Here is a 25,579-nt window from a genome sequence, read left to right on the forward strand (position 1 = left end):
TCAGATTGAGAAGCTAATAATGAGTACAACATCCCCTTTCGTCCCTGAGCTACTGTCACCTGCCGGTAGTCTAAAAAATATGCGTTATGCCTTTGCTTACGGCGCAGATGCTGTTTATGCCGGCCAACCGCGTTACAGCCTACGCGTACGTAATAACGAGTTTAACCACGAAAATCTGCAAATCGGCATTAACGAAGCGCATGCACTGGGTAAAAAATTCTATGTGGTGTGTAATATTCAGCCACACAACTCAAAATTAAAAACCTTTATTCGCGATTTAAAACCGGTTATCGACATGGAACCGGATGCATTAATTATGTCCGATCCCGGCCTGATCATGATGGTACGTGAAGCGTTTCCTGAGATGGCGATTCATTTGTCAGTACAAGCTAATGCGGTTAACTGGGCAACGGTTAAGTTTTGGTCAACCCAAGGTGTCGAACGCGTAATATTATCTCGCGAGCTGTCACTAGAAGAGATCGAAGAAATTCGCCAACAATGCCCAGAGACTGAGCTAGAGATCTTTGTCCATGGCGCACTGTGCATGGCCTATTCGGGCCGCTGTTTATTATCAGGCTACATGAATAAACGAGACCCGAACCAAGGTACTTGCACCAACGCTTGCCGCTGGGAATACAAAGTAGAGAAAGCACAAGAAGATGCGTTAGGGCAAATTGTCGAACAGTTCGATCCAAGCGCCGCCCAAGCGATTGAAGTACAAACAGAACGTCCCGATAACACCTTAGGGTTAGGTAAACCGATTGATGATGTCGTGCTGTTGTCTGAAAGCCACCGCCCTGAAGAAAAAATGGCCGCGTTTGAAGATGAACATGGTACCTATATCATGAACTCAAAAGACTTACGCGCGGTTCAGCACGTTGAACGTTTAACCAAGATGGGTGTTCACTCGCTCAAAATTGAAGGTCGTACTAAGTCATTCTATTACTGCGCCCGAACGGCTCAAGTTTATCGTAAAGCGATTGATGATGCCGTCGCTGGCAGACCGTTTGATGACAGCCTAATGGGCACCTTAGAAAGCCTCGCGCATCGCGGCTATACCGAAGGTTTCCTACGTCGTCATACTCATGATAGCTACCAAAACTATGACTATGGTTATTCTGTCTCCGATAGTCAGCAATTTGTCGGTGAGTTTACCGGTAAACGCCGTGGTGATTTAGTTGAAGTGGAAGTGAAGAACAAGTTCTGTGTCGGTGACAGTCTTGAGTTGATGACCCCTAAAGGCAATATCATTTTTACTCTTGAAGTGATGGAAAACCGCAAGTCGCAAGCCATTGATGATGCAAAAGGTAATGGTCACTTCGTGTTTATTCCTATGCCTGAAGACTTAGATCTTGAGTACGCGTTATTAATGCGTAACCTCAATGCCGGTCAAGATACTCGCAACCCAACAGGCAAATAATCATGGCACTATTGATCACAGACAAATGCACCAACTGTGATATGTGTGAGCCAGAGTGTCCAAACGGCGCCATTTCGATGGGTGAATACGTTTATGAGATTAACCCAGATTTATGTACCGAGTGCAAAGGACACTATGATCAACCGACCTGTCAGTCGGTGTGTCCGATCAATAACTGTATTATTACGGATCCTCAACACATTGAAAGCGAAGAACAACTGCTAGAAAAATTTGTTATCCTTCAAGGATTAGCTTAGCTATTTTTTAGTGGTTGCTTGATAAAAAAATCCGCCAGTGAAGGCGGATTTTTATTACTGATTAATTCAACTTATTTACTTAGCGACGGCGACGGAACCAGCCAAATGTCAGTAAAGACAAGAGGCCAAAGCCACCCAGTGAGCCACCTGAACCTGAACCATCATAGCTTGGCACAGCAACTTTACCTGTACTAATACCATCGGTTGCAGCTACTTCAATCATCATTTCTTTACTGGAACCAGCCACTTCAGACCAAGTCACTTCAGCCTCATTGACTTTCACAACCGCTTGATCGTCTGCAACATCTTGACGCATTAGATACATGCGAACGGTATATTCACCACGTGGTAAATTAGCCACGTTAAAACTTACCGTTTGAAGGCCATCTTTTTTCAAGCCCACTACAGGGATCTGAGGTTTATCGTTTGATTTCAAACCGCTAGTGATGACTAAATAAGCTTTATCGTCTTTTTTAGCATCGACATTGACAACAAATGGGATATCAACGCGGCTACTATCTATAGTAAAGCGAATCCGTTCACTCCCTTGCTCTGCGTATTTATAAGCTAGATTCATTAACACAGGATCATGATCTGATGAACGAAAAGCCGTTACTACTGGGTTAGAGTAGTCTTTATCCGTACTATGGAACTTACCGGGGTTAGTACCCGCATTTCTCTTAGCATAATCAAACAGTGGAGTTTCTGAGCTATTGATATGCCAATCAACCGCATCAACAACTCGTCCTTTAAGACCAGAACTGACTAACATATGATCTAACGAGCCAATTTCATCGTTGTAAGAGTAACTCCAGCTTGGTTGGCGACCTTTCTTTTCATCCATCATGTGTACAGCATTGGTATACCCAAAAGAACGAGTAATCACAGCACCATTAGAACCAAATTGAGGTTGATTACCAATCCAAGTATCACGAGCCGCCGTCAATACTTTATTTGTCGGATTGCTGGTCAAAACTAGCATTGGATCTTCTTTAGCATACGAGTTTAAGTCCCCCATAATGATGCGATCATTATCTGGATAACGTTTAGCTAATTGTTCACCTAATTGAACGGCCCCTGCAACACGGAAGTTTTCGCAGTTACCTTGCTGATCTTCATCTATCGGGTTATTACTTGAGTCTCGATTTTGGAAGTCTTCCCAACAAGCTGAGCCTTTAGATTTAAGATGGTTAACGGAAATGGTTAACTTTTTCCCAGTGTTATGCACTAAAAAAGTCCCCGTTAATGCATCACGTTGATAGGCACGTCCACTCCCAATTAACTCTCCTTTACTGTTAGTTAAAACATTGCCATTTTCATCAGTAATAGCTGGTGCTTCTTGTCGAGGCATCGGTATAATATCCACTTCTTCCAATGTGACTTTACTTGGTCGGTAAATGAGACCAGTGGTAATCGCATCAGAGCCAATAGTGTCTTCAGAAGTAATCAACTTATCGCCGTTCGCATCATACGCCACAAAGGTATAGCGGTTGCCGACGTAACGTGCATCAGTCCGTCTGGAATAACGATCTTCAGTGTATTCTTGGTTAAGCGTATCAACTAGCTCTTTAATTGCTCCATAATGACCAAATCCATTATTTTCAATCTCCATTAAACCAATTACATCAGCATTCATGCCATATAATGCTTTGACTAATTTGGCTTTTTGTAGCTCAAACTCAACTTGACTCTCTGCACCACGATTTAAACCATGAGGGTTATAGTCCCCTTTAAATGGCGAGTTGAAAAAATTCAGTACGTTCTTAGAAGCAACCCGTAATACAAACTCATCAGAATTTACTGTTGAATCAATAACAGGAGAATTTTGACGGCCATTATTAGCTTTAAAGTTTGCTTTAGTCACATCAGACGTAGGTATTAAGCGATATTCATCGTAACTATAATTAATAACGCCTTGCATCCCTACTACACTGTCATCCACACGAATATAGTTATTGGTCGGATTATCAGTCCAAGCAGGGAAATAAGGAATGACACCATCGGCTGCTTTTGCATCACTTTCAACATATAAACGACGATCTTGGTTATCGATGATCGAAGCTTTCGATGAATCAGAACCTGCTGGGGCAAGTTGGTTCGGATGCAAGTTAGTTTTCTCATAAGATAAAACGAGATTGCTACGATAAGAGGCATAGTCAAAGCTGAAAGTTCGAGTCACTCTCATGTCTTGCTTACCTTCTCGTGAAGTATCAATATCTTCAGGAAGCGTCACCAACATCCCTTCATGACGCTCAAGCAATTTGCGGAATGAACGTTCATCACTATCAATCATAGTTAATGGAGTCGGGGTGATTTGAACTGGCGTAGAGTTCATGACTTCCCATTTATTTTCGGTAGGATTTAATTGTGTGGAGTTATAGTACTCTTGTACTTTTCCACGGAAACACAACGTTTGCCCAACTAAGTTAGTATCAATTCCTGAAGGAAAATAGACGAACAGACCATCTGACGTTTCTGGATCGCCATCACCATGTTGATCTTGAATATAATAGCCTTTGGTTAGCCCTGTTGTAGTCGCAACCACTACACCTTCGACTAGATATTCATCGTCACTGTAGAATTTATTATTTTCTACATCAACCAATGGAGAGTTCCACCCATTCCCTTGAATTTCATAAATGGCTTTTTTCATAATGGAACTAGGCGCATCACTACAAACCCCGGTTTGCGGTACGGGTTCAACTGGAGCGCCAGATAGCCCAGTACCTAAGCCTGCTGGAGAATCTACTGAATATTCAACCCAATCAGCTGCAATAAATGAAGAGCTGGGCTGTGATAACTCACCAGTATTACGTACCAATGTTTTCCGATATCCCCAACCAGTGGTGTTACCCGAAACCGTCTTAGCGCCAACAATATCATGAGTATTGGCTCGAATAGCCTCTCTAGCATCATCACCATCAACGTAACAGACAGTCTCATCAGAACAGCCGGGATTAATCACGGGATGGGCGATAAAAATCGCATCGTCGCCATTAAACACAAATCCAGCGACTTTAGTTTGTACACCAGCGGGAATTTCAGATTTTATTGTATCGACAAGAGAACCATGATGGATAACAATAGATTGTCCTGCTCCTAAAGTTACCCCATTAAGCATATTGATGCCTTGAAATGAATCAGCACCACTTCCAGAGAAACCATCCATATACAAGGCGGTATTTTCAAACGTATGAGCTTCAGCGCCCACATTGGTAATTTCTATTGCTTTGTTATTGCTCATTCCCATCAAATAACGTGCAATCACAATATCATTGATATCGGCAAAAGCAGGTGCTATCAGTGAGCTACCAACCGCTAATGCTAAGAGAGACATTTTATATTTCATAAGTATATCCTTAATTCTTCACTAAGCGGATTAGAAAAAGACTTTCGCTTTCGCATAAACATCTTGATAGGCTTCACCGATATTGCCTTCTACTTCAATCACAGAAGAACGACTCGGTTTATAACGCACACCGATGGTTTGGAAACTCCGACTGCGGCCCATCGCTTCCCAGAGCTCGACATCGTGGCCCCACTGTTGGCTTCCTCTATCCCAATCTTTATAAGCTTCATAGTTGACCGAACCAACTACATCCCAACGCTCATTCAAACTATATTGAAATGAAACTAAACCGCCTTGATTCTTAAATTCTTGATAGCGATTACAAACTTTAATCGCCGGATCGACCCAAGGATCTGATGTGGTAGTACATTCACCGATTTCTTCATATTCAATAAAACCATTCAGACCAGGCTTTGTTGCTTAATTCAGAGAAAAGGCATACCAGCCCATAATGCTTCATTTTTAAACAACATACTGAGTTTCAGGCATACCTAGCCCCGTAAGCTTGTTCAGCGCTTTGATCATTGCGTAAGTCTCGCCAACCTGAGCGTTGTAATTTCTTAGGCTTAATTTCCCACCTAACAACTGTTTCACTCGATGCATGGCTGTCTCTGATAGAGAGCGCTTATGATAACCATACCGCTTTTTCCACTTTTTGTTTGAGCCGTAGAGCTTCTGACAACCTACCGCCAAATTGCGAGGATGTCCTTGCTCCCAGAAAGCTGCCCCTTCTCGTGGCGGGATGAGCGGAACTGCTCGCTTGATTCGTATAGCTTCATGGCAGCTTCTTGTGTCATAAGCTCCATCACCTGATACTTCAATGATTTTACGACGTGTCTGCTTAAGTAAGTTGGGAAGCACTTCAGCATCGGTTACGTTAGAGAAACTCAGTTCTGCTGCGACTATTTCGTGAGTGCTGGCATCTACTGCAATATGCAGTTTACGCCAAACTCTACGCTTCCCGTCAGTACCATGCTTCTTAACCTTCCATTCACCTTCGCCATAAACCTTGAGACCAGTGGAATCAATGGCTAGATGTTGTATCGCTCCTCTGGTTTTAGTTTTAAATGAAACATCAACTTCCTTAGCTCGACGACTTATGCAGGTGTAATGCGGACAAAATAGCGGGATATTAGCCAGTTTAAATACTGAGTCTATAAATCCTTGCAGCGCTCTCAATGGCATAGAGAATACTCGTTTCACCATTAATGCAGTCGTAATGGCTAAATCACTGAATTGGCGTGGTCTACCACGCTTGCCTTGTTTGCTTTGCTTCCACTCAGCTATCGCTTCCTCATCAACCCAAAAGGTCAGTGAACCACGATTAATTAAGGCTTTATTGTACTGCTTCCAGTTGGTTGTTTTGTAACGAGGTTTAGGCATTAGGCTACGACGATTAATGGATGTAGCCGATCAGATCGTAGCTTCTTGATTTAGTTCCATCGATTTAAGCAACAAAGCCTTCAGACCAAGTAAAAACTGTTCAGTGACCGCATAACGTAGCCCAATACCGTACAGTTTAAACAAACCATACTTAGACTCTCCAGCCGAGCCATTACGACGCTCTGCACCAAATACCATAGAGAATTCATCACCAAAGTAACCCACATAACCATTGGTGATATTACCTTGAGCTTGCCCCGATGAAGACTCACCTTTATAACTGTAAGAAACTCCTACGGCAAACTTCTGATAGTTACCTTCATATTTAATGGTTTTAGCTTGGTCACCCGCTTCTCCCGTCTCAGCACCAGTATCAAAAGTTAAGTCACCATAAGCATCATAATCATCAAATGCGGTATCTGTTAAACCAAACTCCACATAGTGATAAGGGTTATATCGATAACCAAGCCAAGCTTTATCGATATGTAACACCATATCACCTGTACCACCACGCCAATTTTCACGCTCGTAATCTAACTCTATACGGTAATCAAAAATGCCGACACGGCCTTTCGATCCAAACGTAGCAAACGTGTCATCAATAAAAGAGTCATCGGAGTGATATTGTTTATATTTTGTTTTGTTACCAAAATAACCACCAACACCCACTTCACCAAACACATCCATATAATCACCATTATCCGCGGTATAAACACGAGCTGCATGGCCCGAAGCTGATAATGCTAAAAACACGGCGGACAGCGCTAAAGGTAACACTGATTTTCGAGAAACTAATACTCGCATGCCATTTTCCTTGCTGTTGTTATATAGCCCATTTATAGTGAGGTAAGTCACTTAATCATTAAAATTATACATAAAGCAACATTATGATTTTGTGACATGGCACGCGATGAATTTATTGATTTTAAGTAACTTTTCTATTGCTATAAAATAATCAATGTTAATACATAAGGTTACAAAAAAAACCGCCTTAAATAGCTTGAACAGGATTTGTTAAAGATTTGAGTTAGCTCTCAAAATCACACTATTCCGTAACTAATCGCAAACGTTTGCCATTGATTGAATTGGTTTTTATCAAGGAAAAAACGAAAAAAGGAGAGTTTAGTTCAATCAATGAAACGAAGTTCAAATAAAAAGCCCCTAGGGATAAACCTAGGGGCTAAAGCATGAAGAGTAGAGGTTAACGAAAAACTCGTTTAGGGATACATGCCTTTACCAAATAAATTAAAGACTCGCGCTACACCTTGGGTGAAGATCATCGGTTCAGTGAGAATGGCTAAACATAAGCAATCTTGCCCCGCATCGGTTTGTGGTGCGTGACAAATAGAAGCATCACGTTGGATAAAATCCCCCACCTCGTAATGGCCTTCTTCATCGCTAAATCCACCATGCAAAACCAAGGTAGATTCGATGCCTTTATGAGTATGTTGTGGCACACTCACTGCCTGATTAATGTACATTAAACTCATGCGCACTTTATCTTCACTATGTAAAGGAAGTGAATAAACCTTACCACCAAAATTGCGCCATTTAGTCTCGGCTGGGATCAAACGTCGCAGAGCAGCAGGAATCGCAATCGATTTACCATTAACCTCAATGGTCACCGGTAAAGATTCTGAGACCGATACTGGCGCACTTGGCACTGGGGTCGTAATAATCTCTGCCAGCATACCAGTCCAATCATCGGTCGATAACTCTTGCTCTAGCGCAGCCAGTTGCTCGCCTTGTTGCTCTTCAAATTGTTTGACCACTTGACGACAGTGAGCACACAACTCAAGATGAGTCGCCAGAGCGATTCCATGACAAGCATCAACATTGCCTTTGGCATACGCTTCAAGTAATGATAATTCTGGATGATAACTCATAACGGCTCCGCATCGATCGAGGTTCTTAGTTTTTCTACAGCTAACCGTAGACGTGATTTGACGGTCCCAAGAGGAATATCAAACATTTCCGCGACTTGTTGGTGCGGTAAATCTTCTAAATACACAGCTCTTACGACTTTTTGCTGTGATTCTGGTAGTAAATCAAGAAACTTAACCACTTGCTCTTTCAGTCTTTCATGCTCTGGCGAATAGTGGTCGATTAAATCTGGCGGACAATAATCGGTTGGCCAAATATCATCAGCAAGCACGTGCAACTCCCTTCCCTTTTGCTTACGCATTAAGTCGTAGCAGAGGTTACGTGCAATCGTGTAGACCCATGTTGACAGAGAGCTTTTCTGACTATCGAACAAATGCGATTTTTGCCATAACGCCGCCATCGTTTCTTGAACAATTTCCATCGCAACCTGCTCATTGCCTAACTGCTTAATCACAAACTGTTTAAGACGGGGAGAAAAAAAGTGGAACACGACACCAAAAGCGGCTTTATCCTGTTGCTGCACTTTTTCCATACAATCAGCCCAATCATCACGGGTAAAGGTTTGTGGATTTTGACTCGTCATAGGATACCTGTCCTTGCAAAACCTCGGCTTGAGATTTCTCCCCAATCACTCATATTACGTAAGTAAAGTCATCGTGGATCACTGACTGAGTAATGATGGAGATTTCAATACCTAGAGAAAGATTCATTATATACCCAAATGGCTGAGACAGGCAGAGTAGACTCGTGTTTGTCCTATGCGACTCTTATCCCTAAAAAGTTAAACGTGATTATTAAATCATCCACACAATAAAAGAAAGCGATAGCTTCACACTATCCCTGACCAGAACAATCATCATAGATTTCAATCGTCTGTGTAAGAAAAGACAATGCCGGATAACAGCTCTCATGATCGACCAAGCCCTCCCACTGAGCTTTTGATAAGGGGAGAATCTCCAACCAACGCTGAGCGACCCAACTCGCATCATCAAAAAAACGATGTGAATACAGTTGCCCCACTTGCGGAAACTGTTGGTAAATTTGCTGTAACTGCTCACTCAATAATAAGTGGTGGTCAGACAAAGGTGTGGTGGGCCAGTTAGTTAACCAACGGACGGTAGCTTTGCGTAACCCATCCGATTCACTGCGTACTTGTTCAATAAAAAAACGTTTAATGCCAACAACGGTGACCCCTAATAAACCATCGTCTACGGTTTCAAAATCAACAATCTTAACCCAAGTACCGAGGTACGAAAGCTGGTGACGTTTGTCTGCAGATTTATTATCCAATAAACAGACACCAAATCCGCTATTGGCTTTGCTGCATTCCGCAATCATTCGTTTGTATCTAGGTTCAAAAATGCGTAACTTCATTTTACCTTCCGGCAGTACAACCGAACTCAATGGAAAAAGCATAATTTCTTGCATTATTCCTCCCTCTATTTTTACTGATGCTTCTCCTGTTTACGAAATAGACAGTTAAGGGATCACTTACCGACTTTGTTGCTTTTGTGAGTGGTTTAATCCTTCCGATAATAACAAGCCAAGATCGCATTAATAATGCAAAAAAAATGAAAAAACACATTCTGGTTAATAAAAAAAAAACAAAATAGTGTGACAGAAGTCAACATAACTGAGTTTTTCGCACTTTATTTCACTTTTAATTAAGAGATATATCGCTATTATGCCCAGCAATTAGCAAGGACAACATTCAGCCTTGTAAGTTCACTCAACAAAGAGAGTTCCCCTATGCGTAAATCACTTTTAGCTCTTGGCCTCATGGCTGCTACTTCTGCTCCTGTTATTGCTGCTGACTATTCTGACGGCGATATTCATAAAAACGATTATAAATGGATGCAGTTTAACTTGATGGGGGCATTCGACGAACTGCCAGGCAAATCAAGCCACGATTACTTAGAGATGGAATTTGGTGGTCGCTCAGGTATTTTTGACCTGTATGGTTATGTCGACGTATTCAATCTTGCTAGTAAATCAAACAGCGATAAAGCTGGCGCTCCAAAAATCTTTATGAAATTTGCGCCACGTATGTCTCTCGATGGATTAGCGGGTAAAGATCTCTCTTTTGGCCCAGTACAAGAGCTTTACATTGCTTCTCTATTTGAATGGGATGGAACTGATTACAAAACTAATCAATACTCTGTAAATAACCAAAAAATCGGTCTTGGTTCTGATGTGATGGTGCCATGGCTAGGTAAAGTTGGCGTTAACCTTTATGCAACTTATCAAGGTAATCAAAAAGATTGGAACGGTTTCCAAATTTCAACTAACTGGTTTAAACCTTTCTACTTTTTTGAAAATGGCTCATTTGTCTCTTACCAAGGTTACATTGATTACCAATTTGGCATGAAAGAGGAATATTCATCTTCAAGCAATGGTGGAGCAATGTTTAACGGTATTTACTGGCATTCCGATCGCTTCGCGGTTGGTTATGGTTTGAAAGGCTATAAAGATGTTTACGGTCTAAAAGACGGTGGAAACGCAGGAAAAACCACTGGCTTTGGCCACTACGTAGCCGTGACCTACAAATTCTAATCGTTTTTTATTCAATATCGTATATAGGGAGAAGCATTAGCTTCTCCCTTTTTTCATTGAGTCGTACTGATTTTTTTGACGGTATCTAGCAAAAAATAAAAAGCGGTCCTTCATCTAAAGAACCGCTTTAATAATCACAAATTTTTGCTTAACCAAGATAACGATTAATTAACTCGATTCAACGTCACTACTGGGTAATCCAACGCTTCCAATACAGGTTGTTGTTCTGCGATATACTTAACCACAGCACGCGCATCAGTATTACACACTACATTATCCGCCTTACAATTGAGTTCATTGCCTTGATAGCGTACTTGATAACGCCCAGCGGCTTCTTCAATGTGACTGACTGGGAAAGCGGTCAAATTACCATCGACATAAGCAAAATCGACTCGACCAGATTGCTCTTTTTGTGCTTCAAATAATGGTGTCCAACCATCATTACCGGTCGCGTTGTAGCTATTCATCGCCACATTGTAGATTTTATTATCCTCTAATGGGCTCCAGATTGGCTCATTCAATGTACCGGTATTAACTTCAATTAAACTGAGAGTCCCTGCTTGGTGTTGAACGGTTTCATCAAACACATAACGCAAGTTACCCCCATACGGGAATTTCCCTGCATGAGCGGTAGGCGGCAACGTTTCACTGACGGTTTTCGCGATCAACGCTTTAATTACCGAACCTTTCACTGGCACAATCGACATAAAGTTAGCAAAAGGCAACATTTCTAACGTCACGTCCCCTTCACGGTATTCCCCTTCAGCAATATTGGTGCGAATGCCACCGGCTCCGGTCAGTGCAAAGTCGGCTTTCATTCCTGTCAATCGCACGACTTCATCGCTCGCCGCCCAATAATATTGTCCCAATGCGACAATCGGTGCGACTCGCGAGCCGTGTTGATCAGAGTTATTATCGCCTGGTCGACGAGCATGGCGAATTTCCTGTGGCACATTGGCGATCACATCACCATACGCTTTCTCAACCGCAGGCTTGTATTGTCTATCGATATGAGCACGCAATGCGGCTTCTTCGGCGGCTACTGCAATGTTACGCTGACGCTCAATAAAACGGAGGGCTTTACTGCGTTCATCGTCGCTAAAGACACTCTCTTGCTGACGATTAGCTTGATGATAAAACTCGTCGTTGGTCAGCAAAGTATTATGGCCAGCACACGAAATCAGTTCGCCGTCACTATCAAACGCGACCGTCGTTTTACCAATCGCTTGAGCAAACTCTCCGGCTTGAACGACACAAGTTCTACTGGTGCCATTCGGGTTAGTGACTAACTGAGCATAAATACCGTTATTGCCCAAACCTAGATTGGTAAAATCACCCAACAGTGAGTGAGAGTGACCACCAACAATCAAATCAATCCCATTCACTTTACTGGCAATGTCTAAATCAATCGCATTACCGACGTGGGTGACGGCAATGATGTTCTTAATACCCAGTGCTTGCAGTTCATCAACGGTCGCTTGCGCAGATTTAACCATATCAAAAAATTGAACGTCTCCAGTATTCGGAGCAATATTAGGCATATCATCCAATGCCAATCCGAAAACCCCTACCAACGGCTTATCGGTTGGTAATTGGCTCATATCATCAAAACGCTGTTTCGTATAACCATCGAACGCGTACACGACATAAGGTTTTAGATTGGTTTGATCTTTTAAATCTTTATCTAAACTAGTATCAATATTGGCAGCAAGAACGGGAAAGTTGATCCGATCTAAAAATGCATTCAGTTTTTGGTTATTTAAATCAAATTCATGGTTACCTAGCGCCATAGCGTCGATACCCATTCGGCTCAGAATATCCGCATTCATCAGCCCTTCATTCAATTTAAAGTACGCGCTACCCTGCCACGCATCACCGCCATGTAAAAACAGCATGCTTTGATTGTTTTTTTCAGCTTGTTCACGGTAGGTATTGGCTTTGGATAAAATGCGTGGATGGCCGCCAAATTCGTTGTACACACGCTGTTTATTGATATAAAAGCTTGAACGAACCGCATCAAAACTGGAGTGGGTATCATTAATATGGGCAATAGTCAGTTCAAAGGCCGCTTGTTCGGCACTCTCTTTATCTGTTTGACTGCATCCTAATAACGCCAGAGTGATAGTACTGGCGAGTATGGCATATTTAAATTGCATAAACTTATTTCCTTATTTCGCTTAAAGTCACAGAGCCGCTGTAATTTACCGGAAAAAACATTAAAATTCCGTGATATCACAGAGATTATTTAGCTCAACCATTCTATTCAAGGTTTGAATAAATGATTAATTGGCTCACTAGCGCTGCTTGCCGATTCGTTTTTTATCGCCATCATCGGCTACTATAAGCAAACAAGCATCATCCGCCCTAACTACAGGTAAACTTGATGAATATCGTTATATTAGGCCCTGGTGCAATCGGACGTTTATGGGCTTATCAATTATATAAAGCTGGCCACCAAGTCGCCTTATGGGGAACCCAGCCAGCGGGAGAGCGTTGCCTTATTCTGGATGATCTAGCGCCGATCACTCTCGCTTATAATCAACCAGCGACTCTTGAACAGGCTGACTTACTGCTCGTTTGTGTTAAAGCGTGGCAAGTAGAAACCGCCTTGCTTCCTTTGCTCGATAAGCTTGCTCCACAAACCATATTACTGTTTATTCATAATGGGATGGGGGCACTCGACACACTCACAGAGCCGCTCTCTGATTACCCACTATTGATGGCAACCACCACTCATGGGGCGTTAAAACAAGGCGCACATCATGTTATGCACACCGGACAAGGCACCACCCAATTAGGCGCCGTCAACGCTCAAGGCGAGCGCTGTGATTTTTTGGTTGATGTCTTCAACCATGCCTTACCCCACGTTTTATGGACAGACAATATTCGCTATGCCTTATGGCACAAGCTAGCAATTAACTGCGCGATTAATCCACTCACAGCAATAGAGAACTGTCGCAATGGGCAGTTAGCGGACGCTAACTATCGACCATTACTCAATCAGTTAATTAATGAACTGGTGAGCGTTATGCGAGCCGAACAAGTGCCAATCGAGCCACAACAACTCACCGAATCTATTGATCGCGTTATTGAGGCAACAAGTCAAAATTACTCATCAATGCAGCAAGATGTTGCCCAGCAAAGGCCAACCGAGATAGACTTTATTACTGGTTATGTCATAAAAAAAGCGGCTCAACACAGTTTAGCCGTACCAGTCAACCAGAGCCTTTATCAACATATTCATTCACTACAACAACGTTGGATACCTTAATGACCAAACGTATATTAGTTCCTATCGCTCCCGGAACCGAAGAAATGGAAGCAATAACGATTATTGATATTTTGGTTCGAGCCAACTATGAAGTGGTCGTTGCCAGTGCCGATTTTTCTGGCCAATTGACAATGAAAGCCTCACGCGGCGTGACCTTAACCGCTGATTGTAAGTTAGTGGATGTGGCGGATGAAGAATTTGCAGCGGTGGTATTACCGGGCGGCATTGGCGGAGCGGAGGTATTTCGCGACAGTACCTTACTGGTGGAAATCGTCAAACAGCAGAAATACGATGGCCGTTTAGTCGCGGCGATTTGTGCAACCCCTGCCGTGGTGTTAGAACATCACCAACTCTATCCAAAGGCGATCATGACTTGTCATCCCAGCTTACAAGAACGTATCCCAGAGCAACGCTGGCGCAATCGTCGTGTCACCTTTGATGTTAATCACAATCTCTTAACCAGCCAAGGGCCAGGCACAGCACTGGAGTTTGCGATTGAAATTATTGCTCAACTTTCAGGCAAACAACGAGCTAAAGAGGTTGTGCTCCCCCTGATCCCACTGCCGCAATTGCATTATGATAAACAGGAAGAAGCGTAGCCTTAGACAATTTCTGTGCGTATTTTTTCCACAATCGCTTTCAGGCCATTACCACGAGAAGGGCTGAGATGGTCAAGTAATCCCAAATCGGAAAAATACGCATCCATATCAAAAGCCGCTATCTGCTCACCAGTTTTGGCGTTTAATGCGGCTAAAACCACAGCAATCAAGCCACGTACGATACGTGCATCGGAATCGGCGAAAAATAACCAGCCATCCTGTTCATCTTGCTCGCTGACTAACCAGACTTGACTTTCACATCCTGCGACAACGGCTTGATCACTTTTTAAGCTCTCATCCATAACAGGCAATTGCTTACCCCAGAGGATCAGCTGCCGATAACGCGCTTCCCAACCTTGTAATGACCGCATAGTGGCAAGAATGTGCGCATCAGTAATAGTGAGACCAAACGGATGGTTAGGCAAACTGGACATCAATAATATCTCCGCAACGAATGATGAGTTAAAGGTCTCGACACTGCAGCAATTGACTCAATTGCTGCAGATATTTAAGCTGAATGTTTCTGGATAAGTTTATCAATGATCCGGGCAACCGCGACAAAACCAAAGGTTGCGGTGACCACAGTTGCAGCGCCAAATCCAGTGGCACAATCCATACGCTTAGGCCCTTCCGCGCTTGATTTAGCGGCGCACACCGTACCATCGGCTTGAGGATATTTAAGTTGCTCGGTAGAAAACACGCACTCAATAGCAAATTTACGTGCCGGATTAGTTGGAAAATGATGATCACGACGCAAGCGATCTTTCAGCTTTTTCGCTAAAGGATCTTGAATGGTTTTCGTTAAATCAGCGACTTTAATCTGGGTCGGATCGGTCTGACCTCCAGCACCACCAATAGTAATCACTTTGATTTTATTACGGCGACAATAAGCCAACAGAGAGGCTTTAGCGGATAAACTATCAATCGCATCTAAGACATAGTCCATCTGGTTATTAAGGTACTGAGCTTGATTGTCCGAGTCGATGAAGTCATCAATCAAATTGACCTTACAGTCAGGGTTGATCAATGTCACTCGTTCAGCCATGACCTCTATTTTGCTTTTGCCTATCGTGCCCGTCATTGCATGGATTTGACGATTAATATTGGTAACACAGACATCATCCATATCGATCAATGTCAGCTCGCCGATACCAGAGCGAGCCAGAGCTTCCACAGCCCATGAACCAACACCACCAATCCCAATTACGCACACATGAGCGGCACGGAGGATCTCCACTTGTCTATCACCGTACAAGCGGCGAGTTCCGCCAAAACGCTGATTGTAATTGTCTGAGGCAGGCGTATCGAGTTCACGCATAACAAGCATCCACACTGTATAAAAGAGGCAAAAAGAAAGAGTGCGATTTATACGCACTCTTGATAAAAAAGTCTAGGCTGTGTCGTGTTATTGTCGCTTTTCAGGCGGTAAGGCCCAAGGCGCTTGTGTCGCGGAGTTTTCCAATCCCAGCTTCCATACTCGGCCAAAGTGCTTGTAATGCCCCGCTTCAATACCAGCGCGATACCCCATGCCGTGGTATAAATCGAGATGATTTTGCTTCACAGCGCCGCCAGTATCAAGCACGATTAATAAACGTAATTGGTGAACCCCTGACCAGCTTCCATCGGCATTCAACAAAGGAACTTCTGCTAAAATAGGCGTGCCCATCGGTAAGATGGATCGATCACCTGCCACCGCAGCCATCGATAATAGAGGGATACCCGCACTGCCGGTGACAGGTGCGGCAGCACTGGGGCGGAAAAAGACATAAGAAGGGTTTTGCTCTAATAACTCGCGCACCGTCGGCTCATCATTCGCTAGCACCCACTCTTTAATCGCTTTTAATGACATATTGGCGCGCTCAACCAAACCTCGTTCAATTAAAATACGGCCAATACTGACATAGGCTTTATTATTTTTACCAGCATAAGCAAAGTATTCGAGCGTGTCATCATCTTCAAAATGAACAAAACCGCTGCCTTGCACTTCCATAATAAACGGATCAATCAAGTTGGCGGCATAACCAATTTCTAAGCCTTGCCCAGCGAGTACACCTGCGTAGATTTCTGCTCGGGTTGGACAGTTATCGCTACAATCCGGTAGAGCGTACACCGGATAACGATAGACTTCATCGGCGGTATGGCGCAGTTCCATTACTGGTGAAAAATAGCCCGTAAAAAGAACATTACCTCGTTTATCGCCTCCGCCCATTTGCGCGGTTTGCACACCAAATTGCGCCAGATCAGCGGGATCGCCGCTTTGCATCGCCCACTCATTAAGCTTTTCATACAAAGGTTGATAGATCGCCGCCATAGAAGGAGAATTAATCACCACTTGCTCACTTTGTGCGGCAAACTTAGAAAAATCACGCGGGGTATTGGAATGGAGCTGCTCAACCTGATTTAAGATATGAGGAAATTGATCATCAGTATATTGTTGCGCGCGGTCGGTCGGCTGAGCACAGCCAAACAGAAGCGCTAACGTAGCACAAGAAAATAATCGTTTTATCACTGGGAGTTATCCATGTTGGGTTTCATCAAAAAGCATGACAAACTCCACAGTGAAGCGCAATGGCTGAATTGTTAACGAAGGTTTTTTTGATGCTTTCCTGACAATTGAAATGTCGGGTTATAATGCGCTTTGGAGACTAGCCGCATTTCTGTGTATTCATCATTGAGCATCCGATATTCCATCTTTTGATCGCCGATATAAAAACTCAAATGCCGCCCGTTAAAGTCATAATGGGTTGTCACCATACGTCCATCAATCATAATCGCATCCGCTTGGACATAAATTCTTTGCGCGGCATACGGCGCGACATTCTGCTCTATCCACAATCCATAAATATCACTTTTTGATGGTGAAAAAGAGTCTGCTAGGCGATTAAACACTTGGCTATACAGCAAAATAACCACCGAGACGCCCAGTACTACCGCGAGGATTAAGATTCGCTCTAACCATTTTTTATTACGGGTTGAATTCGTGTTCACTTTCTTATTCTCTCATCATCAATGAGTGATTCCAAACCTAACCAATAAGAGTCTCTCGTTCATCACTTCCCTTGGAGATGTTAGCGTAGAACTACGTAACGACACCCCAAGAGATGGCTAAATCTTTTTATTGACTAAACCCATAACAAATAATCTCCCTATTATCGATAAAACCGCTTGTTAATAGGTGAATAAAAAGTCATTATTTAGACATATTTAAACACTTCGGTATGATAAAGTGAAAATTCGTAGCACAGCCTTAGTCAAAGGATTTAGACAATCCGCGCCTTATGTTAACGCTCATCGCGGTAAAACCATGGTGGTCATGATTGGCGGCGAGGCAATAGCAGATAAAAACTTCGCTAATATTATTAGCGATTTAGCCTTACTGCATAGCCTTGGCGTTAAAATAGTATTGGTTCACGGTGCTCGTCCACAAATCAATCAAATTTTGCAGACTCACCAACGAACCACCCCCTACCATAAAGGTATTCGCGTGACTGACGAAGAAGCGTTAAGGTTGGTTATGCAAGCCGCTGGACAATTACAACTAGCGATTACTGCTCAATTATCCATGAGTCTCAACAATACGCCAATGGCTGGCACCCAACTTAACGTCGTAAGTGGTAATTTTGTTATCTCTCAACCATTAGGTATAGACGATGGTGTCGACTATTGCCACAGCGGTCGTATTCGTCGCATCGATATTGACAGTATTAATCGTACCCTTGAGCATGGATCGATTGTGTTACTGGGGCCTATCGCCAGCTCAGTCACTGGCGAATGTTTTAATCTGTTATCCGAAGAGGTCGCGACTCAAGTCGCGATTCGCCTTAAAGCCGATAAGTTAATCGGTTTTTGCTCTGAACAAGGCATTATTGATGAGCAGGGCAATGCGATTGCCGAGCTGTTACCCAATGAAGTCGAACATATTGTCGAGCGTTTAGAGTCATGTCCTGTTGCAAAAAGTGAGGACCCAACAGGGACCTTACGTTTTCTGCGCGCGGCGATTGCCGCTTGTCGAGCTGGCGTACCACGCAGCCATTTGATCAGCTACAAAGACGATGGCGCACTGATTCAAGAATTGTTCTCTTTTGATGGCATTGGAACTCAAGTGGTGATGGCGAGTGCCGAACAAGTCCGTCAGGCGAGCATTGATGATATTGGTGGTATTTTTGATTTGATTCGTCCATTGGAAGAGCAAGGTATTCTCGTGCGCCGCTCTCGCGAACAACTCGAACAAGAAGTTCATAAATTTACCATTATTGAAAAAGATCGCTTACTGATCGGCTGCGCCGCTCTTTACCCCTATCCTGATGAAAAAATGGCGGAAATGGCTTGTGTGGCTATTCACCCTGAATACCGTGATGGCAATCGAGGGTTACTGTTACTCAACCATATGAAACATCAAGCAAAACAAATGGGCATTCAACGTTTATTTGTATTAACTACCCACAGCTTGCATTGGTTTAGAGAACAAGGCTTTATTGAGGTCGGAGTCGAATCCCTCCCGGTGGCTAAACAAAGTTTATATAACTACCAACGTCGCTCAAAGATTTTAGTCTTGCGTTTATAGTCCAAGAATAGCCAAGGTACGGCGCGCCCCAAAAAAATAGCAACGAACTGCATATTCATTGCACAGTAAATGAACGCTTTATTTCTGTGTAGATTATGGGTAGAATCCGCCTTCTGACGAGATCTGTACAATTAATACACAGATTTCATCCATACCCTCAATGCTTCAGGAAACCAATGCTTGAGGGTACGACCTAACCATCGGTATGCAAGGATTGCTTTTACGACCACACGTACTTAAGAGCAACAATTGATGAAAACTGTTATTTGTAACTCATTACAAAGCTTTTGGGATATGGCCGATAACCAGTTCCTTGAAGGTCACGCAGTACACTGCGTATTTCCAACCAGCGACCAACTTCGTGCTTTTATCCTGAGCTCTCAAAGCCGCTATAAAATCAAAAACATTACCTTTACTCATGCCTTTTAGCGCGTTCGGCTTACCCTTTATGATGCAGATTGTGGACGGTAAGCCTAGGGTCTGTTGACCTTTCGCGATAACGGATTAAGAGACGGTTAATTTAGCCACTAAACCACTGGCACGCTCCGTTTTTAACTGAACCGCGCGTTTCATGATAGGTAAATCACTCAAGAGGATTAATCGTTTTTTCGCACGAGTTACTCCAGTGTAGATCAACTCGCGAGTTAATATCGGACTAAAATCAGGCGGTAAAATCAGTAACGTTAAGTCAAATTCACTGCCCTGGGATTTATGTATGGTCATGGCATAGGCGGTTTCATGTTCAGGAACTCGACTGGGTAAAATCGCCTTTACACTGCCATCCGGTAATTCAAAATAGACCTTCAAACGGGGTTCGTCTTCACTCCTGTCTAATATGCATAAACCAATATCGCCATTGTATAAACCTAAGCTGTGATCATTACGAGTGACCATCACGGGTCGGCAGTGATACCAAAGCTCATCTTGCAGATCAATCAAGCGACGCGCCGCGAGTGCTCGCTCGATGCGTTGATTTAAGCCATTCACCCCAAAATCCCCTTCACGGACTGCGCACAAAACACGACACTGATTGAAACAATCCAGCGCCGCTTTCGCTTGTTGGGCCTGCGTTTCTGGCGCAGCGCTAGAGGGATCAATCATAACGTCCTCAAGACGACGTAAATAGTGACCATACTCTTCAACCACTGTTTGCAACATCTGATTATACTGGTCACTGGTGAGTGGATGATGAGTAATGTCGCCATAATCCCGTTTTAATACCTCATCGACCGCGCTCGGTTGGCCACGATTGATCGCTTTAGCCAACTGACCAATGCCAGAACGTACATCAAAGCGGTAGCTTTTTTGCAACATGCATAAACTGTCAGCGATAGGGTTGACGTTCGCTTGCGAATGTCCGGTGAACCCTTGATAGCCGGTTAATGCCGACAGTTGTTCACTTTGCGAACGACTGTATCCTAAGGCCAAAAACGAACAGATATCGCCCAAGACCGCTCCCGCTTCCACGGACGCTAATTGATCTTTATCACCTAACAAAATTAAACGGGCGTGTTTAGGCAGCGCTTCGATCAGTTTCACCATCATGGGTAAGTCCACCATCGAAGCTTCATCAACCACTAAAATATCAAGATGCAGCGGGTTGCGCTGATGGTGACGAAATTCCACGCTGTGAGGGATCGGACCGAGTAATCGATGTAACGTACTTGATTCACTAGGGATCGCGGCTTTTAGCGCCGGCTCAACCGCTAACTCAGCCACAGCTTTACCAATCGACTCTGTTAAACGTGCTGCGGCTTTGCCAGTCGGCGCAACAAGCTTAATACTAGGCATGCTACCGTTTTGTTGAGCTTGAGCGATTAACGCGGCGAGTAATTTGGTTACCGTGGTGGTTTTTCCCGTCCCCGGCCCTCCGGATATCACCGCAAAACGACGCGTAAGCGCCACCGCGGCTGCCACTTTCTGCCAATTGATACAAGCCCGTTGTGGGATCAGCGTATCTAAGTGGATCAGATCTTTCACGTGACGAGCTGCGCTAACTACAGAATCAATCGCACTCCAATCCAATTCTTGCGGACTCACCACATCCAGAAAGTCACACACCAGCTGTTGGCGAGTTAATGGTGTCGCAATGGCAGACTGTGCCAGCAAAGCCTCAAGTAACCGATGGTATTGACGAGCAAATAAGCCATCGAGCAGCGTTTTCAGCTTTTGGACATCAGTAGGCTTTAAGCTCATCGGTGACCCAAAGCTCAGTAAACGCTGCGCTAAGGTCACTTCATAGTACCAATAACGATGCAGATAAAGACGCTGACCATCAAACATTAACGGGACCGCTTCCCCTTGCTGACCAACCAAACTCGAACGCTGCAAAACCCCAAGCCAATCGATGGCTTGCAACTGCTGATTAACCACCAGCGCCGCATCACCAAATAAACCTAACTTGGCACTGAAATCAGCCGGAGTTAAGAGTAATGACTCAGTAGCCGTTGCCTGTTCACGAAACAGTGGCAAGCAAATATGCCCTTTAGCTAACTCTGCGCTGACCAGCGCGGCAATAAAACCGAGCGCTTGGCTATCTTCATCGCCTAATTGAGACCTGCTTTTTTGAGCAATAAATCGCGCAAATTGATAATCCAGTTGGCGTAGCGCCCCCTTTTCGGCTAAGGGTTCCAGTAGTGTCATTAGTGAACCAGTCATAAATCCAACTCCATTTGTCCAGCGTTCGTCGCTCGGACATGAGTGGCTTCTCCATCCATCAATCTGTCCATCTCATCCAGCAGTTCACTACTTGGTTTATTAAAGAAAATACCGTGTTCAGACTGACCATCAATACCGCGTAAAAACAGATAATACACACCGCCAAAATGACGCTGATAATCATAATCGGCGAGACGACTACGCAAAAATCGATGCAGCGCTAATGCATAAAGCTGATATTGCAGATCATAACGATGCTCGACCATCGCCGCTCTTAAACGCTCACCATGATAAGCACCGATCTCATCTCCGAGATGATTGGATTTCCAATCCAACAAATAATATTTACCTTGATGTTCAAATACCAAATCAATAAAACCTTTGAGCATGCCTTGTACAGGATAAAACCCCAGTTCCCCAGCCTTAGCGGACAAGGGATCATAGCGTTGAATTATTCGATTTAAAGCCGGAGCGCTCAGCACTTCGACCGGTAATAAAAACTCCATTTCCACCAATCGTTGTTGGGCGGTTTTTTGATTCAAACGTAATGCTTTTCCATCGAGCGGCGTAGCTAATACGGTATCAACTAACTGTTGTAAAACCGGTAACCACTCAAGCTCAATGTGCTCTCGTTCCATCAATTCAATGATTCGTTGCTGATTCTCATCGCTGCTGGCCGATTCGGTAAACTCAACCTCTTCAAACAAACTGTGCAAAAAGGTTCCCGGTGTCGCGCCGCGGGGAAAAGTAAAAATAGAGCGTTCTGGTTCTAGTAATAGAGCTTGATTCTGTTCATCGCCCGAATCGATATCAAAGCCGGATATTTCCAAGCTCGCCTCATCATAAGCCAGCTTGCTCGAATGTTTTACCAACGCCGAGTAACTGGTCAGACGCCAATGGCGATCGATATGCGTATGCAAAGTCTGAGCTTTCAAGATCGGTTTCTCTGCCACCAAGGCCGTGAAGGGTTCATTCTGTAGCGGTGGCGGAGCGGTGACCACAATAGCATCCCTTACTTGCGCATTAAGCGCCGAATGGAGTTCGGCAATACCCGTCTCTTGACCATTTTGCAGTAAATAACCAATCGCACTTAAGTGAACGCCTGTCGGCTCTTTAGTCGAGCGGCCATTACGCAGCGGTGCCAAGCCAATAAAACAACCATACACCGCGCGAGTCAAGGCTACGTAGATCAAGCGCAGGTCTTCAGCCAGCCGTTCTTTATCCGCTTGCTCAAGCGCTGCCGAGCTGTCAGTAATATCAAGCACGGTTTGATCGTTGACTGAATCATAATACTTACCTTCGCTGGCCTCTCGATAGCCAGCCACAAATGGCAAAAAGACTAAGTCATACTCCAATCCCTTCGATTTGTGAATGGTGACGATTTGTACTAAGTTTTGTTCCGACTCTAAACGTTGAATCTGTTCATCTCGACCGCCGATCCCCTGCTCGGCATCACTGATCGACTGAGCCAACCAACGCAACAGGCCGTGATCACTCTCTATCTCTTGTCGTGCCTGCTGAAGTAGCTCACCGATGTGCATGAAATCCGTCAATAAACGATCGCCATTCTGCTCTTCCAACCAACGTTCGGCGAGATGACGCTTACTCATCACACTGCGCAGCATCGGCAATACACCACGTTCAATCCACAGTTGTCGATAGGCTTTAAACTCATTGACTGCGTTTTCCCAAACCACTTCGTCATTGTTGAGTGCATCTAGGCTGGCAGCATCGAAAGCAAAGAAGGGCGATGCTAAACAGGCGCGTAAAGTACGATCATCGTCTGGGGTTAATACCGCTTGCAATAGGCGTTGGAGATCCTGCGCGACATCACTGCTAAAAACGCTATCACGATTTGAAAGATAAACACTGGCAATCCCTTGTTCGGCGAGCGCTTGTTTGATCATCCGCCCTTCGTTACCCGTACGCACTAACACAGCAATATCGCCAGCTTGAACTATTTTTTGGCCTTTGCCCGTTTCAAAATACGCTTGATGGTGCTGCGCCGCACTCAAAATGGTTTGAATGTGACTCGCACACGCTTTAGCCATACAGGATAGGTATTCATTTTTTGGAAGTGGCTTATCGGCCTCTTGCAGCCAGTAAGTTAATGCCGGTTGACTCTGCCCGTTAAGTAACCATTGTCGCTTATCCGCATTCGGGCTAGCGGCAACAGGCAAAAACGGAATGTCTTGATCATACATAAAAGGGCTAGCAGATGAGCTAAATAACTGGTTAACCGCGCTCACCATCTGCGCACTAGAGCGCCAGTTAGTGCCTAACGTGTAATGCGCACTGACCTGCTGACGAACTTTGATGTACGTGAAAATATCCGCCCCCCGAAAACCATAAATCGCCTGTTTCGGGTCGCCAATCATCAATAAACCACACTCTGCTTTGGGGAGATAAATTCGGCTGAAAATGCTGTATTGCAGCGGATCGGTATCTTGAAACTCATCAATCATCGCCACTGGATAAAGTGTGCGAATCCGCTCAGTCAGTAAACCAAGCTGATCGTGATCAATCGCCGCCGATAACTGAGTTAACAGATCATCAAACGATAACCACTGTTTTTGCGCTTTGGCTTCAGCGAGCCGCTCTCGACAATGGAGGATCGCGTGGGCCAATAATGGCGCAGCTAAACTGATCGGCGTTTGTAAAAACTGCTCAATAATCGTAAACAGAGCATGTTGGGGGGGATTGCCTTTTTTAGCTTTAGCCTCCAGCGCACTTTGAGCAAAGTCTGATAATTCACTGGGTAAATCGAACTGATGGTGAGGCTGATTTGCCCACACATTCAACAACTCTAGCCGTGTTAATAGCGCTTTTTTAGTCGCGGCATGTAAATCAGAGTCTTGAATCGATGAAGGGAGATCGCGACATGACGCCAACCATTGCTGTTTCAAATCAGCAATCCGTGATAAGCCATCGTGATAAAGTGCCGTTAAATCACCCTTCATGGCTTCAACCGATAGCGTTAGCGGAGCCCCCGTTAAATAACCACCAATTTTATCCAATAAGGCTTGTGGCGAAGGCCACAAACGACGGACTTCGGCCGCCAGGTTCAATGGTAATGGATAAAACTGACGACGCCAATAATCGGCCACGACTTGCGCTTTCAACTGGCTTTCATCGGTGACAAATTCGTTACTAAATCGGCTTCCTGATTCAAAGGCATTTTGCGTCAGCATCCGCTGACAAAAACCATGAATCGTATAAACGGCGGCTTCATCCATTTGTCGTTCGGCTTGCAGTAATACTTTTGCGACCCCAGGTCGATCGGCATAATCGGCCAACAAACCTTGAATGACGGGATCATCACTAGAACCACGTAAAAAAGCGATTCGCGCCTGATGGATCCGCTGACGAATGCGATCGCGCAATTCAGCGGTTGCCGCTTCGGTAAACGTCACCACCAAAATTTGATCAACCGTCAGCGGCGTTGGATGACGAGTGTCTGCATTGCCATGGCCCAGCAGCAAACGTAAATATAAAGCCGCAATGGTAAAGGTTTTTCCAGTTCCCGCCGATGCTTCAATCAATCGCGCGCCATGCAATGGAAAAGTAAGCGGATCTAACGGTGTCACCACCGCTGGTGAAGAGATACTCATAACTCGTTAACCTTTGAATGCACAGGTGTG

The 25,579-nt window shown here is 44.2% G+C and carries 21 protein-coding genes; 7 read left to right on the top strand and 14 right to left on the bottom strand.

All coding sequences use genetic code 11. The annotated features are described in order from the left end of the window. Nucleotides 1-19: 19 nt before the first annotated feature. Both trhP and VIB_RS10275 read left to right on the top strand, forming a co-directional pair. A complete protein-coding gene (trhP, locus tag VIB_RS10270) occupies nt 20-1,420 on the top strand; it encodes a prephenate-dependent tRNA uridine(34) hydroxylase TrhP (protein ID WP_040904654.1) in 1,401 nt (466 codons plus the stop codon). A gap of 2 nt (nt 1,421-1,422) precedes the next feature. Then, a complete protein-coding gene (locus VIB_RS10275; RefSeq protein WP_040904656.1) occupies nt 1,423-1,677 on the top strand; it encodes a YfhL family 4Fe-4S dicluster ferredoxin in 255 nt (84 codons plus the stop codon). Between the two features lie 79 nt (nt 1,678-1,756). Here VIB_RS10275 and VIB_RS10280 read toward each other — a convergent pair whose 3' ends face one another. The 7 genes from VIB_RS10280 to VIB_RS10310 form a co-directional block, all read right to left on the bottom strand. After that, entirely contained in the window at nt 1,757-5,026 is a 3,270-nt protein-coding gene (locus VIB_RS10280) for an ExeM/NucH family extracellular endonuclease (RefSeq protein ID WP_004395875.1), read from the bottom strand. A 30-nt stretch (nt 5,027-5,056) separates the two neighbouring features. Then, nucleotides 5,057-5,293 carry a hypothetical protein gene (locus VIB_RS17060; RefSeq protein ID WP_050782726.1) on the bottom strand — a complete coding sequence of 79 codons (237 nt, stop codon included), beginning with the start codon at nt 5,291-5,293 and terminating at the stop codon, nt 5,057-5,059. A 195-nt stretch (nt 5,294-5,488) separates the two neighbouring features. Beyond that, nucleotides 5,489-6,409, bottom strand: a complete 921-nt coding sequence (locus tag VIB_RS10290) for an IS5 family transposase (RefSeq protein ID WP_004393905.1) — start codon at nt 6,407-6,409, stop codon at nt 5,489-5,491. 30 nt (nt 6,410-6,439) lie between these two features. Then, nucleotides 6,440-7,213, bottom strand: coding sequence for a hypothetical protein (locus VIB_RS10295; protein WP_174900839.1), 774 nt, complete (start codon nt 7,211-7,213; stop codon nt 6,440-6,442). Between the two features lie 413 nt (nt 7,214-7,626). After that, entirely contained in the window at nt 7,627-8,295 is a 669-nt protein-coding gene (locus VIB_RS10300; protein WP_004395878.1) for a ChrR family anti-sigma-E factor, read from the bottom strand. Further along, the gene (locus VIB_RS10305; RefSeq protein ID WP_004395879.1) at nt 8,292-8,876 is read right to left on the bottom strand and encodes an RNA polymerase sigma factor; all 585 of its coding nucleotides are present in this window, start codon (nt 8,874-8,876) and stop codon (nt 8,292-8,294) included. Before VIB_RS10305 ends, VIB_RS10300 begins: the two co-directional genes overlap by 4 nt. Nucleotides 8,877-9,127: 251 nt before the next feature. Continuing rightward, on the bottom strand, nt 9,128-9,721 hold the full coding sequence (locus VIB_RS10310) for an LON peptidase substrate-binding domain-containing protein (protein ID WP_004395880.1): 594 nt from the start codon (nt 9,719-9,721) through the stop codon (nt 9,128-9,130). Between the two features lie 321 nt (nt 9,722-10,042). Here VIB_RS10310 and VIB_RS10315 point away from each other — a divergent pair, with 321 nt between their 5' ends. Continuing rightward, nucleotides 10,043-10,846 (top strand): nucleoside-specific channel-forming Tsx family protein, encoded by an 804-nt coding sequence (locus tag VIB_RS10315; RefSeq protein ID WP_004395881.1) that lies wholly within the window; start codon nt 10,043-10,045, stop codon nt 10,844-10,846. 164 nt (nt 10,847-11,010) lie between these two features. On the opposite strand, the gene VIB_RS10320 is transcribed toward VIB_RS10315, so the two are convergent. Next, the gene (locus tag VIB_RS10320) at nt 11,011-13,002 is read right to left on the bottom strand and encodes a bifunctional metallophosphatase/5'-nucleotidase (protein ID WP_004395882.1); all 1,992 of its coding nucleotides are present in this window, start codon (nt 13,000-13,002) and stop codon (nt 11,011-11,013) included. Nucleotides 13,003-13,229: 227 nt separating this feature from the next. Here VIB_RS10320 and panE point away from each other — a divergent pair, with 227 nt between their 5' ends. Together panE and VIB_RS10330 are read left to right on the top strand one after the other, a co-directional pair. After that, nucleotides 13,230-14,117, top strand: a complete 888-nt coding sequence (gene panE / locus VIB_RS10325) for a 2-dehydropantoate 2-reductase (RefSeq protein ID WP_004395883.1) — start codon at nt 13,230-13,232, stop codon at nt 14,115-14,117. After that, nucleotides 14,117-14,716: a DJ-1 family glyoxalase III gene (locus VIB_RS10330; protein WP_004395884.1), complete on the top strand. Its 600-nt coding sequence runs from the start codon at nt 14,117-14,119 to the stop codon at nt 14,714-14,716. Before panE ends, VIB_RS10330 begins: the two co-directional genes overlap by 1 nt. Nucleotides 14,717-14,718: 2 nt before the next feature. Here VIB_RS10330 and csdE read toward each other — a convergent pair whose 3' ends face one another. The 4 genes from csdE to VIB_RS10350 form a co-directional block, all read right to left on the bottom strand. Next, nucleotides 14,719-15,150: a cysteine desulfurase sulfur acceptor subunit CsdE gene (csdE, locus tag VIB_RS10335; protein ID WP_004395885.1), complete on the bottom strand. Its 432-nt coding sequence runs from the start codon at nt 15,148-15,150 to the stop codon at nt 14,719-14,721. A gap of 74 nt (nt 15,151-15,224) precedes the next feature. After that, nucleotides 15,225-16,034 carry a tRNA cyclic N6-threonylcarbamoyladenosine(37) synthase TcdA gene (tcdA, locus tag VIB_RS10340; protein ID WP_004395886.1) on the bottom strand — a complete coding sequence of 270 codons (810 nt, stop codon included), beginning with the start codon at nt 16,032-16,034 and terminating at the stop codon, nt 15,225-15,227. 87 nt (nt 16,035-16,121) lie between these two features. Continuing rightward, a complete protein-coding gene (gene mltA / locus VIB_RS10345) occupies nt 16,122-17,225 on the bottom strand; it encodes a murein transglycosylase A (protein WP_004395887.1) in 1,104 nt (367 codons plus the stop codon). A 71-nt stretch (nt 17,226-17,296) separates the two neighbouring features. Next, nucleotides 17,297-17,704 (bottom strand): DUF2850 domain-containing protein, encoded by a 408-nt coding sequence (locus VIB_RS10350; protein WP_040904658.1) that lies wholly within the window; start codon nt 17,702-17,704, stop codon nt 17,297-17,299. Between the two features lie 238 nt (nt 17,705-17,942). On the opposite strand from VIB_RS10350, the gene argA reads away from it, so the two are divergent. Together argA and VIB_RS17780 are read left to right on the top strand one after the other, a co-directional pair. Beyond that, nucleotides 17,943-19,280: an amino-acid N-acetyltransferase gene (argA, locus tag VIB_RS10355; RefSeq protein ID WP_040904660.1), complete on the top strand. Its 1,338-nt coding sequence runs from the start codon at nt 17,943-17,945 to the stop codon at nt 19,278-19,280. Between the two features lie 252 nt (nt 19,281-19,532). Further along, on the top strand, nt 19,533-19,709 hold the full coding sequence (locus VIB_RS17780) for a hypothetical protein (RefSeq protein WP_004395889.1): 177 nt from the start codon (nt 19,533-19,535) through the stop codon (nt 19,707-19,709). A gap of 75 nt (nt 19,710-19,784) precedes the next feature. On the opposite strand, the gene recD is transcribed toward VIB_RS17780, so the two are convergent. Further along, the gene (gene recD / locus VIB_RS10365; RefSeq protein ID WP_004395890.1) at nt 19,785-21,938 is read right to left on the bottom strand and encodes an exodeoxyribonuclease V subunit alpha; all 2,154 of its coding nucleotides are present in this window, start codon (nt 21,936-21,938) and stop codon (nt 19,785-19,787) included. Continuing rightward, nucleotides 21,935-25,549 (bottom strand): exodeoxyribonuclease V subunit beta, encoded by a 3,615-nt coding sequence (recB, locus tag VIB_RS10370; protein ID WP_004395891.1) that lies wholly within the window; start codon nt 25,547-25,549, stop codon nt 21,935-21,937. The genes recD and recB overlap by 4 nt, the downstream gene beginning before the upstream one ends. Between the last annotated feature and the right edge of the window lie 30 nt (nt 25,550-25,579).

Origin of the sequence: Vibrio metschnikovii CIP 69.14 (genome assembly GCF_000176155.1) — a bacterium.
Classification (GTDB): domain Bacteria; phylum Pseudomonadota; class Gammaproteobacteria; order Enterobacterales; family Vibrionaceae; genus Vibrio; species Vibrio metschnikovii.

Excerpts from the sequence above, each read along its gene's own strand:
- VIB_RS10280 (WP_004395875.1), bottom strand. The coding sequence starts at position 5,026 with ATGAAATATAAAATGTCTCTCTTAGCATTAGCGGTTGGTAGCTCACTG.
- VIB_RS10305 (WP_004395879.1), bottom strand. The coding sequence starts at position 8,876 with ATGACGAGTCAAAATCCACAAACCTTTACCCGTGATGATTGGGCTGAT.
- VIB_RS10310 (WP_004395880.1), bottom strand. The coding sequence starts at position 9,721 with ATGCAAGAAATTATGCTTTTTCCATTGAGTTCGGTTGTACTGCCGGAA.
- VIB_RS10290 (WP_004393905.1), bottom strand. The coding sequence starts at position 6,409 with ATGCCTAAACCTCGTTACAAAACAACCAACTGGAAGCAGTACAATAAA.
- panE (WP_004395883.1), top strand. The coding sequence starts at position 13,230 with ATGAATATCGTTATATTAGGCCCTGGTGCAATCGGACGTTTATGGGCT.
- VIB_RS10320 (WP_004395882.1), bottom strand. The coding sequence starts at position 13,002 with ATGCAATTTAAATATGCCATACTCGCCAGTACTATCACTCTGGCGTTA.
- VIB_RS10330 (WP_004395884.1), top strand. The coding sequence starts at position 14,117 with ATGACCAAACGTATATTAGTTCCTATCGCTCCCGGAACCGAAGAAATG.
- recD (WP_004395890.1), bottom strand. The coding sequence starts at position 21,938 with ATGACTGGTTCACTAATGACACTACTGGAACCCTTAGCCGAAAAGGGG.
- tcdA (WP_004395886.1), bottom strand. The coding sequence starts at position 16,034 with ATGCGTGAACTCGATACGCCTGCCTCAGACAATTACAATCAGCGTTTT.
- VIB_RS10300 (WP_004395878.1), bottom strand. The coding sequence starts at position 8,295 with ATGAGTTATCATCCAGAATTATCATTACTTGAAGCGTATGCCAAAGGC.
- trhP (WP_040904654.1), top strand. The coding sequence starts at position 20 with ATGAGTACAACATCCCCTTTCGTCCCTGAGCTACTGTCACCTGCCGGT.
- recB (WP_004395891.1), bottom strand. The coding sequence starts at position 25,549 with ATGAGTATCTCTTCACCAGCGGTGGTGACACCGTTAGATCCGCTTACT.
- VIB_RS10275 (WP_040904656.1), top strand. The coding sequence starts at position 1,423 with ATGGCACTATTGATCACAGACAAATGCACCAACTGTGATATGTGTGAG.
- VIB_RS10315 (WP_004395881.1), top strand. The coding sequence starts at position 10,043 with ATGCGTAAATCACTTTTAGCTCTTGGCCTCATGGCTGCTACTTCTGCT.
- csdE (WP_004395885.1), bottom strand. The coding sequence starts at position 15,150 with ATGTCCAGTTTGCCTAACCATCCGTTTGGTCTCACTATTACTGATGCG.
- VIB_RS17780 (WP_004395889.1), top strand. The coding sequence starts at position 19,533 with ATGAAAACTGTTATTTGTAACTCATTACAAAGCTTTTGGGATATGGCC.
- VIB_RS10295 (WP_174900839.1), bottom strand. The coding sequence starts at position 7,213 with ATGCGAGTATTAGTTTCTCGAAAATCAGTGTTACCTTTAGCGCTGTCC.